This window comes from Achromobacter pestifer, assembly GCF_902859625.1.
GTDB lineage: Bacteria > Pseudomonadota > Gammaproteobacteria > Burkholderiales > Burkholderiaceae_B > Achromobacter > Achromobacter pestifer.
The window spans coordinates 403,120-416,702 of sequence record NZ_CADIJX010000004.1 but is presented as its reverse complement, the minus strand read 5'-3'; the positions used below and the strand labels follow the sequence as shown (position 1 = coordinate 416,702).

General features: G+C 64.8%; 12 protein-coding genes. 5 read left to right on the top strand and 7 right to left on the bottom strand.

Annotated elements, in window-relative coordinates:
• Positions 1-23: 23 nt before the first annotated feature.
• From HV753_RS17700 to HV753_RS17685, 4 genes are all read right to left on the bottom strand, one after another.
• Positions 24-1,631, bottom strand: coding sequence for a carboxyl transferase domain-containing protein (locus HV753_RS17700; RefSeq protein WP_175175829.1), 1,608 nt, complete (start codon positions 1,629-1,631; stop codon positions 24-26).
• A 261-nt stretch (positions 1,632-1,892) separates the two neighbouring features.
• Entirely contained in the window at positions 1,893-3,074 is a 1,182-nt protein-coding gene (locus tag HV753_RS17695) for an acetyl-CoA C-acetyltransferase (RefSeq protein WP_175175828.1), read from the bottom strand.
• Between the two features lie 2 nt (positions 3,075-3,076).
• Positions 3,077-4,990 (bottom strand): bifunctional isocitrate dehydrogenase kinase/phosphatase, encoded by a 1,914-nt coding sequence (aceK, locus tag HV753_RS17690; RefSeq protein ID WP_175175826.1) that lies wholly within the window; start codon positions 4,988-4,990, stop codon positions 3,077-3,079.
• A gap of 19 nt (positions 4,991-5,009) precedes the next feature.
• Positions 5,010-6,188, bottom strand: a complete 1,179-nt coding sequence (locus tag HV753_RS17685) for an isovaleryl-CoA dehydrogenase (RefSeq protein WP_175175825.1) — start codon at positions 6,186-6,188, stop codon at positions 5,010-5,012.
• Between the two features lie 248 nt (positions 6,189-6,436).
• On the opposite strand from HV753_RS17685, the gene HV753_RS17680 reads away from it, so the two are divergent.
• Positions 6,437-7,615, top strand: coding sequence for a M20 aminoacylase family protein (locus HV753_RS17680; protein WP_175175823.1), 1,179 nt, complete (start codon positions 6,437-6,439; stop codon positions 7,613-7,615).
• Positions 7,616-7,690: 75 nt separating this feature from the next.
• Positions 7,691-8,665, top strand: coding sequence for a Bug family tripartite tricarboxylate transporter substrate binding protein (locus tag HV753_RS17675; RefSeq protein ID WP_175175821.1), 975 nt, complete (start codon positions 7,691-7,693; stop codon positions 8,663-8,665).
• A gap of 304 nt (positions 8,666-8,969) precedes the next feature.
• Here HV753_RS17675 and HV753_RS17670 read toward each other — a convergent pair whose 3' ends face one another.
• Together HV753_RS17670 and HV753_RS17665 are read right to left on the bottom strand one after the other, a co-directional pair.
• Complete coding sequence (locus HV753_RS17670) at positions 8,970-9,302, bottom strand: YnfA family protein (RefSeq protein ID WP_175175820.1); 333 nt, start codon at positions 9,300-9,302, stop codon at positions 8,970-8,972.
• Positions 9,303-9,311: 9 nt separating this feature from the next.
• Positions 9,312-9,692 (bottom strand): MerR family transcriptional regulator, encoded by a 381-nt coding sequence (locus HV753_RS17665; protein WP_175175818.1) that lies wholly within the window; start codon positions 9,690-9,692, stop codon positions 9,312-9,314.
• Between the two features lie 73 nt (positions 9,693-9,765).
• Here HV753_RS17665 and HV753_RS17660 point away from each other — a divergent pair, with 73 nt between their 5' ends.
• Positions 9,766-10,833, top strand: a complete 1,068-nt coding sequence (locus HV753_RS17660; RefSeq protein ID WP_175175817.1) for an MBL fold metallo-hydrolase — start codon at positions 9,766-9,768, stop codon at positions 10,831-10,833.
• A 3-nt stretch (positions 10,834-10,836) separates the two neighbouring features.
• Here the strand turns inward: HV753_RS17660 and HV753_RS17655 are convergent, their stop codons facing one another.
• Positions 10,837-11,463: a LysE family translocator gene (locus HV753_RS17655; RefSeq protein WP_175175815.1), complete on the bottom strand. Its 627-nt coding sequence runs from the start codon at positions 11,461-11,463 to the stop codon at positions 10,837-10,839.
• Between the two features lie 100 nt (positions 11,464-11,563).
• On the opposite strand from HV753_RS17655, the gene HV753_RS17650 reads away from it, so the two are divergent.
• Positions 11,564-12,286, top strand: coding sequence for a nitroreductase (locus tag HV753_RS17650; RefSeq protein WP_175175813.1), 723 nt, complete (start codon positions 11,564-11,566; stop codon positions 12,284-12,286).
• Between the two features lie 86 nt (positions 12,287-12,372).
• The gene (gene metC, locus HV753_RS17645) at positions 12,373-13,566 is read left to right on the top strand and encodes a cystathionine beta-lyase (protein ID WP_175175812.1); all 1,194 of its coding nucleotides are present in this window, start codon (positions 12,373-12,375) and stop codon (positions 13,564-13,566) included.
• Positions 13,567-13,583: the final 17 nt, after the last annotated feature.

Below are 13,583 nucleotides of genomic sequence, written 5' to 3'. Positions count from 1 at the left end.
TACGTGTCGCGGGGCGCGTGCCCCTACATTCTGAAGACGCCGAACTTGGTGTCTTCGATCGGCGCATTCAACGCGGCCGACAAGGCCAGGCCCAGTACGCGGCGCGTGTCCGCGGGCGCGATGATGCCGTCGTCCCACAGCCGCGCGGTGGCGTAGTACGGATGCCCTTCGTGTTCGTACTGTTCGCGGATGGGGGCCTTGAACGCGGCTTCCTCGTCCGCCGACCATTTGCCGCCGCGCGCTTCGATGCCGTCGCGCTTGACGGTGGCCAGGACGCTAGCCGCCTGTTCGCCGCCCATCACCGAGATGCGCGCATTGGGCCACATGAACAGCATGCGCGGCGAATAGGCGCGGCCGCACATGCCGTAGTTGCCGGCGCCAAACGAGCCGCCGATCAGCACCGTGAATTTCGGCACGGCAGCGGTGGCCACCGCCGTCACCATCTTCGCGCCGTGGCGCGCGATGCCTTCGTTCTCGTATTTGCGGCCCACCATGAAACCGGTGATGTTTTGCAGGAACACCAGCGGAATCTTGCGCTGTGCGCACAGTTCAATGAAGTGCGCGCCCTTCTGCGCCGACTCCGAGAACAGGATGCCGTTATTGGCCACGATGCCCACCGGCATGCCCTGGATGTGAGCGAAGCCGGTCACCAGCGTGGGGCCGAAGCGCGCCTTGAATTCATCGAATTCGGAGCCGTCCACGATGCGCGCGATGACTTCGCGCACGTCATAGGGCTTGCGCGTGTCGGCGGGGATGATGCCGTTCAATTCGCTGGGGTCGTAGCGCGGTTCGCGCACGGGGATGGTGGCCAGCGGCGCGGGCTTCTTGCGGTTCAGGCGCGCGACGGCATTGCGGGCCAGTTGCAGCGCATGCATGTCGTTGGCAGCCAGGTGATCCACCACGCCGGACAGGCGCGTGTGCACGTCGCCGCCGCCCAGGTCTTCGGCGCTGACTTCTTCGCCAGTCGCCGCCTTCACCAGCGGCGGGCCGCCCAGGAAGATGGTCCCCTGGTTCTTCACGATGATGGATTCATCGCTCATGGCGGGCACATAGGCGCCGCCGGCGGTGCACGAACCCATCACCACGGCGATTTGCGAAATGCCCTGCGCGGACATCTGCGCCTGGTTGTAGAAGATGCGGCCGAAGTGTTCGCGGTCGGGGAACACTTCGTCTTGCTGCGGCAGGTTGGCGCCGCCTGAATCCACCAGGTAGACGCAGGGCAGATGGTTCTGCGCCGCGATCTCTTGCGCGCGCAGGTGCTTCTTCACCGTCATCGGGTAGTACGTGCCGCCCTTGACCGTGGCGTCGTTGCAGACGATGACGCATTCCGTGCCCGACACGCGGCCGATGCCGGTGATCACGCCCGCGCCCGGCGCGTCGCCGTCGTACATATCGTGCGCCGCCATCGGCGACAGTTCCAGGAACGGGGTACCCGGATCGATCAGGTTTTCCACCCGGTCGCGCGGCAGCAATTTGCCACGCGCCACGTGCTTGGCACGTGCGGCTTCGCTACCACCCAGCGCGGTCTGCGCCAGTTTCTGATTCAGGTCATCCAGCTGCGCCTGCATGGCGCCAGCATTGTCGGTGTAGTCCTGCGACCGCGGATTGATGCGGGATTCGATGATGGGCATGGGGTACCACCCGTCCTGCTTAATTGGAATTTGAAGGCGCGTAGGATGAGTGGAGCGCGAAAGCACTGGGCAAGACTGCTGCCGGCCAGCGCGCGCAACCCATCGAACGGTCGTTTTGTTGTGGCTGAAATCGGTAAGGAATTTGGGGCTGTTTGATGGGTTGCGCGCGTTGTGATGCGGCTTGCTTTTGGGTTGTTTCTCGCGCTTCACCCATCCTACGGCGGCGCAGGCGTTTTCGTTCCGCGCCGCCGTCGTCTTGCGTTAGACCATCTCGATCGCCATCGCGACGGCTTCGCCGCCGCCGATGCACAGCGTGGCCACGCCGCGCTTGCCGCCGGTCTTGCGCAGGGCGCCGACCAGCGTGGCCATCAGGCGTGCGCCAGAGGCGCCGATCGGGTGGCCCAGGGCGGTGGCGCCGCCGTTGATGTTGACCTTGTCATGCGGCAGCTTGAAGTCGGTCATGGCGGCCATGGTGACCACGGCGAAGGCTTCGTTGATTTCGTACAGGTCCACGTCCTCGGCCTTCCAGCCGGTCTTGGCGAACAGGTTCTTCAACGCGCCCACGGGGGCCGTGGTGAACCAGCCCGGCTCTTGCGAGTGCTGGCTGTGCGCCACGATGCGGGCCAGCGGCTTCACGCCGAGCTTCTCGGCGGTGGACGCGCGCATCAGCACCATGGCAGCGGCGCCGTCAGAGATCGACGACGAGTTCGCGGCGGTGATGGTGCCGTCCTTCTTGAAAGCGGGCTTGAGCGTCGGGATTTTCTCCGGCATGGCCTTGGTGGGGGCTTCGTCCGTGTCGATCACGGTGTCGCCCTTGCGGCCGGCCACGGTCACGGGAGCGATTTCCCATTTGAAGCTGCCGTCTTCCGAAGCGGCGCGGGCGCGGCGCAGCGACTCCAGCGAGAAGGCGTCCTGCTGTTCGCGGGTGAAGGAATACTTGGCGGCGCAATCCTCGGCGAACACGCCCATGGCCTTGCCCTTGTCGTAGGCATCTTCCAGGCCGTCCAGCGCCATGTGGTCATACACGGTGTTGTGGCCGAAGCGGTAGCCCTGGCGTGCCTTGAGCAGCAGGTACGGCGCGTTGCTCATGCTTTCCTGGCCGCCGGCAACGACGACTTCGGCACTGCCTGCCGCCAGCAGGTCATGACCGAACATGGCGGCCTTCAGGCCGGAACCGCATACCTTGTGGACGGTGGTGCAAGCCACGCCCAGCGGCAGGCCGGCGCCAAGCGCCGCCTGGCGTGCGGGCGCCTGGCCTTGGCCGGCTTGCAGCACGTTGCCCATGATGACTTCATCGACCTGCTCGGGCTTGATGCCGGCGCGTTCGATGGCGGCCTTGATGGCCACCGCGCCCAGCTCGTGCGCGGCCAGGCCGGACAGGCTGCCCAGCATGCCACCCATGGGCGTGCGAGCGATGGAAACGATAACAATGGGATCTGACATGACTAGCTCCTGTGGGGATCGGGACTGCGCCTGGCTGTCGGAACTGCGCGGTCGCCCAGGGGGCGTGCCGGTCGCAGGCGTCTGTCCGTATCGTAAGGGAAAAATTCTTCAATTCGGCCCTGCGCCACATGGGCGCGGCAGGCCTGCCACCATTCCGGATCCAGCAGATCGGCGTGGTGTCGCATGAAGGCGCCGCGCACGCGCGCGTCGCCTAGCAGGAAGCGGCCGAATTCTTCGGGGAATACGTCGTTCGGCCCAATGGCGTACCAGGGTTCCGAGGCCATTTCCGCCTCTTCGTTCGGTGCGGGTGGAATACGCCGGAAATTCATCTCGGTCATGCGCTGGATTTCGTCGTAGTCATAAAAGACGACCCGGCCCAGCCGCGTCACGCCGAAGTTCTTGTAAAGCATGTCGCCGGGGAAGATATTGGCGGCCGCCAGCTGCCGGATCGCGTCGCCGTATTCGCGCACGGCGGGTTCCAGCAGCGCGTCGGATGCCTGGCGCAGATAGATGTTCAGCGGCGTCATCCGCCGTTCGATGTAGACATGGCGGATGACAACGGTGTCCCCGGTTTCTTCGATCAGGCTGGGCACCAGGCGGCGCAATTCGTCCAGCAGCGCCGGGGCGAAGCGGCTGCGCGGCAGCGCCACCTGCGAGTATTCCCAGGTGTCGGCCATGCGGCCCACGCGGTCGTGCAGCTTCACCATCTGATACTTGCGGCGCACGGTCGCGTGGTCCATGCCGTCTTTGTCGATCGTGTCCTTGATCAGCTTGAACACATAGGGATAGGACGGCAGGGTGAACACGCACATCACCATGCCCTTGATGCCTGGGGCGATGTCGAAGGCGTCGCGCGAATGCACCAGGTGATGCAGGAAGTCGCGGTAGAACAGCGTCTTGCCCTGCTTTTGCAGGCCGATCATCGTGTAGAGCTCGGCCTTGGGCTTGCGCGGCAGCAGCGTCGCCAGGAAGTTCACGACCGCCGCCGGGGCCTCCATGTCGACCAGGAAATAGGCGCGCGTGAAGCTGAACAGCGTGCTCAGGTCGTCGGCGCCCAGCAGCAGCGCGTCCAGCGTCACCTGCCCGGCTGGGTTGCGCGTCAGCGCCACGGCAAACGGGTAGACGGTGGTCTGGTTGATCAGGCGGCCAACGATGTAGGCGCCCTTGTTGCGAAAGAACAGCGAGCCCAGCGCATGGATCTGGCAGTCGCTGGCGATACGGCGGCCCACATGGCGCGGCAACAGGGTGCGCAACTGCGCGACCGCGGCGCGCGCCACCATGCGGGTGTCGCGCGGCAGGTCTTCGAATGGCAACGCCAGGCCGAAGTCCGCCACCATGCGGATCAGGCTTTTTTCCAACCCATCGGTGGCCGGGTAATACACCCGGTACGACGGCGTGCTGCTATCCAGGTAATCCGTGGCGACCGCAGGCCGGACGAACAGGAAATCGTTGTGGAAATAGTCGCGGTGCAGCAGCCGGCAAGACACCGAATTGAAGAACGTTTCGGCGCATTCTGGCTGGCGATGCGCACCCAGCAAGCCCACGAATTCCTGTTTGATCTGTTGCCAGTAGGCGGTCTGGGCGTCGGTCAGGGCCGCTGCGCTGGCCCCGTTGCTGGCCCCATTTCCAACACCGTTGGCACCCAGCGCACCTTCCGGCTTGCCGCGCAGCACGCCTTCAAGTTGGGTGGCGCATTCGCGCACCCGCATGTCGTAGTACTCAATGCGTTCGCGCGACAAGTGCTGGATGCCATGCCAGTCACCGGATTCAAACAAGGCCTTGGCGCGTTGTGCGCTGTAGCGGAACAGCGCGTAGTGGCGATCGAAGCCCGCCAGGATCCGCCGCGCGACGTCCAGCGGCGAAGGCCCCGGAGCGGGGGCCTGCTCGATATGCTGGACATCGGACATGCGGATCATGGCGGGCTCGGGCGGCGGATCAGGCGGTTTCGTTGAACAGTTCGCGTCCGATCAGCATGCGGCGGATTTCGCTGGTGCCGGCACCGATCTCATACAGCTTGGCGTCGCGCCACAGACGGCCCACGGGATACTCGTTGATGTAGCCGTTGCCGCCCAGGATCTGCACGCCTTCGCCCGCCATCCAGGTGGCTTTCTCGGCCGTGTACAGGATCAGGGCAGCGCAGTCCTTGCGGACCTGGCGCACGTGGTCGGTGCCCAGCTTGTCCAGGTTCTTGCCCACCTGGTAGCAGAAGGCGCGGCTGGCTTGCAGCGTGGTGTACAGGTCGGCGACCTTGCCTTGGATCAACTGGAACTCACCGATGGCCTGGCCGAATTGCTTGCGGTCGTGGATGTAGGGCACCACCACGTCCATCACGGCCTGCATGATGCCCAGCGGGCCGCCTGACAGCACGGCGCGTTCGTAGTCCAGGCCGCTCATCAATACCTTGACCCCGCCGTTGACCTGGCCCAGCACGTTTTCCTCGGGAATCTCGCAGTCCTGGAACACGAGCTCGCCCGTGTGGCTGCCACGCATGCCCAGCTTGTCCAGCTTCTGCGCCACGGAAAAGCCTTTGAAGCCCTTTTCCACCAGGAAGGCGGTGATGCCGCGCTGGTGCGCTTCGGGGTCGGTCTTGGCGTAGACGACCAGGGTGTCGGCGTCGGGGCCGTTGGTGATCCACATCTTGGTGCCGTTCAGCACATAGCGGTCGCCCTTCTTGTCGGCGCGCAGCTTCATGCTGACCACGTCCGAACCGGCACCCGGTTCGCTCATGGCCAGGGCGCCCACGTGTTCGCCCGAAATCAGCTTGGGCAGGTACTTGGCCTTCTGGGCCGCCGTGCCGTTGCGGTTGATCTGGTTCACGCACAGGTTGGAGTGCGCGCCGTAGGACAGGCCCACCGAGGCGCTGGCGCGCGAGATTTCTTCCATCACCACCATATGAGCCAGATAGCCCATGTTGGCGCCGCCATATTCCTCGTCGGCCGTCATGCCCAGCACGCCGAGTTCGCCAAATTTGCGCCAGAGGTCCATGGGGAACTGGTCGCTGCGATCGACTTCCGCCGCGCGGGGCGCGATCTCGGCCTGCGCGAAATTACGCACGGCGTCGCGCAGCATGTCCAGGTCTTCGCCCAGGTCGAAGTTCAGGCCGGGAAGATTCATCGATGTCTCCGTGATAGTGGGTACTTACATTCTTATGAGCGCCTGTTACCTGCGCCGTGCCGCCACCGTGTGGCTCATCATGCGCCGATCACGCCTTGCTGCGCAATGATGCACCGCAAATATTACGTTTACGTAAACGTAAATTGGAGTCGGGTTATCCCTAGGGAAATGCGCCCTTCCCAGGGAGTAACGATGAGTAATATTCCAGCCGATCCCTGTTTTCCCGCCTTGGCGCCTTGGAGTTTGCCGTGCTCGAACTATCGAATCTGGACGAAATTGTGGCGCTGCGGCGCGATATTCATATGCACCCCGAGCTCTGCTACGAAGAGCACCGGACGGCAAAGGTGGTGGCGGATACGCTGCGCGAGTGGGGCATCGAGACGCATACGGGCATTGCCAAGACCGGGGTGGTCGGCGTCATCAAGCAGGGCACGTCCGACCGCGCCATCATGCTGCGCGCCGATATGGATGCGCTGCCCATGCAGGAAGAGAACCAGTTTGAGCACCGCTCGCGCCATGACGGCAAGATGCACGGCTGTGGCCATGACGGCCATACCGCCATGTTGCTGGCGGCGGCCCGGCACCTGCAAACCGCGGGTGGGTTCGACGGTACGGTCTACTTGTGCTTCCAGCCCGCCGAGGAAGGCGGCGCGGGCGGCCGGGCAATGATCCAGGACGGATTGTTCACACGCTTCCCCTGCGAGGCCGTGTTCGGCATGCACAATTGGCCCGGACTGCCGGCGGGGTCGTTTGGCGTTTGCGCCGGCCCGATGATGGCGGCGGCGAACGGCTTCAAGATCACCGTTCGCGGCAAGGGCGGCCATGCCGCCGCGCCGCAGGATTGCAACGATCCGGTGCCGGCGCTGTTTGCCATCGGCCAGTCGCTGCAAACCATTCTGACCCGGAGCAAGCGTCCGTTGGACGCCGCCGTGCTGTCGATCACGCAGGTGCAGGCAGGCGGCAGCGTCATCAACGTCATCCCGAACACCGCCTGGCTGGGCGGCTCGGTGCGCGCCTACCGCACCGAAGTGGTGGACCTGATCGAACGCCGCATGAACGAGATTGCCGGCAACATCGCCGCCGCGCACGGCTGCGAGGCCGATGTGTTCTTTGAACGCCGCTACCCGGCGCTGGTCAACACGGTGGCCGAGACCGAGTTCTGCATGGATGTCATGCGCGACGTGGTGGGCGAGGACCGCGCGTTGACGATTGAGCCCGCGATGGCCTCGGAAGACTTCGCTTTCCTGTTGCAGGAAAAGCCGGGCTGCTATGTGTTCCTGGGCAACGGCGATGGCGAACATCGCATGGCCGGCCATGGTCTTGGCCCCTGCATGCTGCACAACGCCAGCTATGACTTCAATGATGCTTTGATTCCGGCGGGCGCGTCGTACTGGGTCCGCCTGGCGCAGCGCTATCTGGCGGCCTGATCGCCCTGCCCGCTTGATGTGTTTCACGTTTCACGCTTTACCCAACGCAGTGCTACGCAACATCACTAGGACGATATGAAAAAGAAGACATTGCTGATCAAGGTCGCGGGGGCGGCCCTGGCAATCATGGCAAGCGGCGCGATGGCCCAAAGCTGGCCGCCCGCCAAGCCCGTTACCCTGGTCGTGCCTTACACCGCGGGCGGCAGCGCCGACGCGATCGGGCGCCGCCTGGGCGACGTGCTGCGCAAGGAAGCCAACGTCACCGTCATCGTGGAAAACAAGCCGGGCGCAGGCGCGTCGGTCGGCACGGACTTCGTTGCGCGCGCGCAGCCTGACGGCACCACGCTGTTGCTGGCATCCACCAGTCCGCTGACGATTTTCCCGCATCTGGCCAAGACCAATTACGACCCGATGAAGGACCTGACGCCGGTGGCCAGCGTGGCCGTGGCGCCGGTCGCCATCGTCGCGACCAAGGCGCTGCCGGTGAAGGATTTCGCAGGTCTGGTGGAGTACGCCAAGGCGCATCCCGAAGGCGTGCGTTACGGCACGCCGGGCCAGGGCACCGTGGCCCACATCGGCATGGCCGCAGTGACTGCGCAAACCGGCACCAAGATGCTGCACGTGCCCTACCGTGGCAATAGCCAAGCGCTGACCGACGGCCTGGGTGGCGTGGTGGAATTGCTGGTGGTCAATAGCGACGTGGTGCTGCCGCACGTGGCCAATGGCGCGTTGAAGCCGCTGGCCGTGATGGCGCCGCAACGCCTGGCCGCGTGGCCGGATGTACCGACGATGGCGGAACTGAAAATGCCGCAGGCGCAGTACTACTCCAACTTCGGCGTATTCGCGCCCGCCAACTTGCCGGTGTCGGTGTCGCAACCGTTGCAGGCGGCATTGGCCAAGGCCGTCGCCAGCGCCGAATTCCAAGACCTGCTGGCCAAGTCGTACCTGCAACCAGGCACCGCATCAGGCGAGGCATTCGCCAAGCAGGTGCAAGCCGAGTTCACGAACAACGGCCGATTGATCAAGGAAGGCAACATCAAGGCCGAATGATCGGAGCAGCGGCTGGCCGGGGGGGCTGATTCGGGCTGGTTCGGGCCGGCTCGGGGCTGGTCTGGGGCTAGCTCGGGGTTGGTCCGGGACTGGCTCGGGACTGGTCCGGCGCTGGTCAGGCGCTGGTCCGTAGGATGGGTGTAGCGCGAGAAACCGTAAACAAGAACACCGGCCCCAAACGCGCGCAACCCATCAAGCAACGGTGATTCCCAAACACTCTTAGCCACAACGCAATGGCTGCATGATGGGTTGCGCGCGATCCGCAGCCGTGTTCCTGGCCACGCTCTCTCGCGCTACACCCATCCTACGTGCTTCTTGGTCCAAGCATGATCACCAGCATGCCGGCCAGGCACAGACCCACGCCCAGCCAGTCGCTGGGGCTGGGGCGCACGCCGTCCACTGCCCATAACCACAGCAGGGCCATGGCGATGTATACGCCGCCGTATGCGGCATAGACGCGGCCCGAGGCGGTGGGGTGCAAGGTCAGCAGCCAGGCGAACAGCGCCAGGCTCGCCGCGGCGGGCGCCAGCAGCCAGATGGAATGGCCTTTGCGCAGCCACAGGTAAGGCAGGTAGCAGCCGATGATCTCGGCCAGCGCCGTCAGGACGAACAGCGCAACGGTTTGCAGGGCGCCCATGCTCGGCCCTTACGGCTTTTGCGCCAGCAGCACGCGGCATTCGCGTTCCTGCTCGGCAATCTCTTGCAGGGTGTCTTCGATGTCGCGGCGCTGTTGCTCCAGCGTGGCGCGGTGCTGTTCCAGTACGCTCAAGTACTGACGCAACTGAACCTCGGTGTCCCCCGGACCATCGTACATATCGATCAAGGTCAGGATTTCGGACAACTGCAATCCCAGCCGCTTGCCGCGCAAGGCCAGTTTCAGGCGCGTGCGGTCGCGCGGACCAAAGATGCGGTTACGCCCCTCGCGCGCCGGGCTGACGATCCCCTGGTCTTCGTAGAAGCGGATCGTGCGGGGCGTGACGTCGAACTCGCGGGAGAGTTCAGAGATGGTCCAGGTTGACGAGGGCATGCGACGTGTGGCAGTTTACGTAAACGTAAATTATGATGACTTGACGTGAACGTCAAGCGTGGAGAGAGAGGCAATGAACCCCAACGAACAGAAATTGCAGTATCCCTGGGCGGACTTCCAGCCCGAAGCGGGCCATGCGCACGTGGTGACGGAAGGCGTCAAATGGATCCGGATGCCGCTTCCGTTCGCGCTGGATCATATCAACCTATGGCTGCTGCGCGACAACATAGACGGCCGCGACGGCTGGACCATCGTGGACTGTGGGATCTCGCGCGACGAGGTCAAGTCGCTGTGGGAAGAGGTCTTCAAGAATGAACTGGAAGGCCTGCCGGTGCTGCGCGTGCTGGTCACGCACATGCATCCCGACCACATCGGCCTGGCGCACTGGCTGTGTGAACGCTGGGACGCGCGGCTGTGGATGACGATGACGGATTTCATGGTCGCATCGCTGTGGTCATCGCGCCGCAACGAGGCCGGTGGCGGCCCGGGCGGCCAGGCGGCGGTGGAACACTTCGCGCGCCACGGCTTGACCGACCCGGACGCGCAAGAACAGATCCGCCAACGCGCCAACTACTTTCCGAACCTGGTGCCGGCGGTGCCCGCGCGCTACACGCGCATCATGCATGGCGATCAGGTCCGCATCGGCGGCCGTGATTGGCGCGTGATCGTGGGCTACGGCCATGCGCCGGAACATGCGTCGCTGCATTCGCCTGGCCTGAACGTACTGATATCGGGCGACATGGTGTTGCCGCGCATTTCCACCAACGTCAGCGTGTTCGATTACGAGCCTGACGCCAACCCCCTGCCGCTGTATCTGCGGTCGCTGGACGGCTATGACGGCCTGCCGGATGACACCTTGGTGCTGCCGTCGCACGGACGGCCGTTCACGGGCCTGCACGAGCGCATCGCGCAACAGCACGAGCATCACCGCGACCGCCTGGCAGAAGTGCTGGAAGCCTGCGCCGTGCAGCCGCAATCGACTTCCGACATCGTGCCCGTGCTGTTCAAGCGCAAGCTGGATCTGCACCAGCTGACCTTCGCCATGGGCGAGGCGCTGGCGCATCTGCACGCGCTTTATTTTGAAGGCAAGCTCAAGCGCGCCACGGGCGCCGACGGCATCGTGCGCTTCACGGCGGTCTGATGATCAGCGGCTGGTCGTGGCCAGCCGCAGCGCCAGCCCCACGAATACCAAGGCGGCGATGCGATTCAGCCAGCGCTTGGCCGTCACCGAGCGTTGCAGCAATTCGCCGAACGCGCCCGAAAAGAAGGCGATGGCGCCGAACACCAGCAGCGTCGTCACCATGAAGACCGCGCCCAGCTGCATGATCTGTAGCGCGACCGGTCCCTGCGTCGGCGACGTGAACTGAGGCAGGAAGGCGAAGAAGAACAGCAGCACCTTCGGATTGGTCAGATTCATCACGATGCCGCGACGGTACAGCGCGGCGGGTTTCAACCGGTCGGGACGCTTGCCGGTTTCCGATTCCACCGGCGCGCGCAGGATCTGCCACGCCAGATAGGTCAGGTAGGCGGCGCCGGCCAGTTTCAGCACCGTGAACGCCATGGGCGATGCGGCGAACACGGCAGCCAGGCCCAGCGCCACAGCCGCCGTGTGGGCCAGCAGGCCGGTGCAGAGTCCCAGCACCACCAGCATCCCCGCCTTGCGTCCCCAGATGGCCGATTGCATCAGCACGAACAGATTGTCTGGCCCGGGCGTCAGGGCCAGCGCGACGGAAATGCCGAAAAATGTGATCAGGGTGTCAATGGGGAACATGGGATCTCGCCTGGGACGGGGCTCCGGTCAGCCGGAGAATGGCATCATAAGGGCAAAATCCACCCGGCCGTTCGTGCCGACCCCAGGAGAGAGACACGCCATGGCCGCAAACGCCGCGCAAGACCCGTTAGCCCGCGATGACAACGATGCGGGCCCCGACGCCCCGCTGGACGCCTGGCTGCGGGCTCGCCATAGCTGCCGCGCCTTCTTGCCCGAAGCCGTGCCCCGCGCCACGATCGAACGCATCCTGACGCTCGCGCAGCGCACGGCGTCCTGGTGCAACTGCCAGCCCTGGCAGGTGGCGATCACCGAAGGCGCGGGTACGCAACGCCTGAGCGCGGCGCTTCAGGCTCGCGCCGAGCAGCCTGGGTTCACGCCCGACTTCCCCTTCCCCCGCGAATACCGCAACGAGTATCTGGCGCGTCGCCGCGAATCCGGCTTCCAGCTATACGGCGCCGTGGGCGTGGCGCGCGGCGACCGCGAGGCCTACCGCCGCCAGGAAATGCGTAACTTCCAGTTGTTCGATGCGCCGCACGTGGCCATCATCACCACCGACGAAGCCTTGGGCGAGTACGGGGCAATGGATTGCGGCGGCTATGTCGCGAACTTCCTGCTGGCGGCCCAGGCCAACGGCGTTGCCACCGTGGCGCAAGCATCGCTGGCCATGTATCCCGAGGTGCTGCGTGACGTGCTGGGCATCGGCGCTGACCGCCGCATTGTCTGCGGCATTTCCTTCGGCTTTGCCGACGCGGCGCATCCGGCCAACAGCTATCGCACGCGCCGCGCCGACCTGCCGGAAAGCGTGGCGTGGGTCACGGACTAGGGACAGGCGGCTCCGCGCCTGATATGGTTCACCTTGTTCGCCGCCCTGGTTCCGGCCTTGTTCATTCTTAAGCACTCCCCCTGAAGATGACCACCAAACACATCGATACGGTTTTGCAGCACGCGGGCACCGCCCCGTTCCATCCCGAAACCGGCACCGCGCCGGTGCCGCTGCCGCCCATGCGCGCCAGCACGGTTCGCTTCGAGAACCTGGCCGCGCTGGAACTGGCGCAACGCACCAAGGCGGCCGGCGGCCGCGCCACCACCTACGGCCGCATGGGCATGGATACCCACGCCGCGCTGGAGGAAGTGTTCACGCAGCTGGAAGGCGGCACGCATTGCTATCTGGCATCGTCGGGCCTGTCGGCCATGACGATGGTCATGATGGCTTTGTGCTCAGCGGGCGACCACGCGCTGATCTCCGACTGCGTATATGGTCCGATGCGTGAACTGGACGATGCCGTGCTCAAGCGCATGAACATCGACATCACGTATTTCTCGGCTGATGAAGACCTGGAAGCGTTGGTGCAGCCGAACACGAAGCTGCTGTATGTGGAGTCGCCCGGTTCGCTGCTGTTTGAAATGCTGGACATGGGCGCCATGGCCGCATTCGCCAAGAACCATGGGCTGGTGCTGGCCACAGACAACACCTGGGGGTCGGGCTACATCTACCGTCCGTTGACGCTGGGGGCGCAAGTCTCGGTCATCGCGGGCACCAAGTACGTGGGCGGCCATTCCGACCTGATGCTGGGCGCAGTGGTCACCAACGACGAAGCGATCGCCAAGAAGTTGAACCGCACGCAGTACGCGATGGGCTATTCCATCAGCGCCGACGACGCCTGGCTGGCGTTGCGCGGCGTGCGCACCATGCCGATCCGCATGGCGCAGCACGCGCGCCACGCCTTGCAGGTCTGCGAATTCTTCAAGGACCGCCCCGAGACCGTGCGTCTCTTCCACCCGGCCTGGCCGGCTGACCCGGGCCATGCGCTGTGGCAGCGTGATTGCACCGGCTCCAACGGCATGCTGTCCGTGGAACTGCGGCTGTCTCCCGCCGCGGCGCGCGCGTTCGTGGATGCGCTGACGCTGTTTGGCATCGGCTTTTCCTGGGGCGGGTACGAAAGCCTGGTACAGCTTGTGTCGCCCAAGGATCTGTCCAAGCATCGCTACTGGGGCGAAGGCGATAACGCGGTGGTTCGCCTTCACATCGGTCTGGAATCACCGGAAGACATCATCGCCGATCTGACGCAGGCGCTGGAACAAGCGGCGGCCGTACGCGAGTGACACCGTGACCGCGCCGC

What these genes read in the sequence shown, in the direction of transcription:
- HV753_RS17660 (WP_175175817.1), top strand. Translation starts at nt 9,766, where the DNA reads ATGAACCCCAACGAACAGAAATTGCAGTATCCCTGGGCGGACTTCCAG.
- HV753_RS17650 (WP_175175813.1), top strand. Translation starts at nt 11,564, where the DNA reads ATGGCCGCAAACGCCGCGCAAGACCCGTTAGCCCGCGATGACAACGAT.
- HV753_RS17685 (WP_175175825.1), bottom strand. Translation starts at nt 6,188, where the DNA reads ATGAATCTTCCCGGCCTGAACTTCGACCTGGGCGAAGACCTGGACATG.
- metC (WP_175175812.1), top strand. Translation starts at nt 12,373, where the DNA reads ATGACCACCAAACACATCGATACGGTTTTGCAGCACGCGGGCACCGCC.
- HV753_RS17695 (WP_175175828.1), bottom strand. Translation starts at nt 3,074, where the DNA reads ATGTCAGATCCCATTGTTATCGTTTCCATCGCTCGCACGCCCATGGGT.
- HV753_RS17675 (WP_175175821.1), top strand. Translation starts at nt 7,691, where the DNA reads ATGAAAAAGAAGACATTGCTGATCAAGGTCGCGGGGGCGGCCCTGGCA.
- HV753_RS17655 (WP_175175815.1), bottom strand. Translation starts at nt 11,463, where the DNA reads ATGTTCCCCATTGACACCCTGATCACATTTTTCGGCATTTCCGTCGCG.
- HV753_RS17665 (WP_175175818.1), bottom strand. Translation starts at nt 9,692, where the DNA reads ATGCCCTCGTCAACCTGGACCATCTCTGAACTCTCCCGCGAGTTCGAC.
- HV753_RS17670 (WP_175175820.1), bottom strand. Translation starts at nt 9,302, where the DNA reads ATGGGCGCCCTGCAAACCGTTGCGCTGTTCGTCCTGACGGCGCTGGCC.
- HV753_RS17700 (WP_175175829.1), bottom strand. Translation starts at nt 1,631, where the DNA reads ATGCCCATCATCGAATCCCGCATCAATCCGCGGTCGCAGGACTACACC.
- aceK (WP_175175826.1), bottom strand. Translation starts at nt 4,990, where the DNA reads ATGATCCGCATGTCCGATGTCCAGCATATCGAGCAGGCCCCCGCTCCG.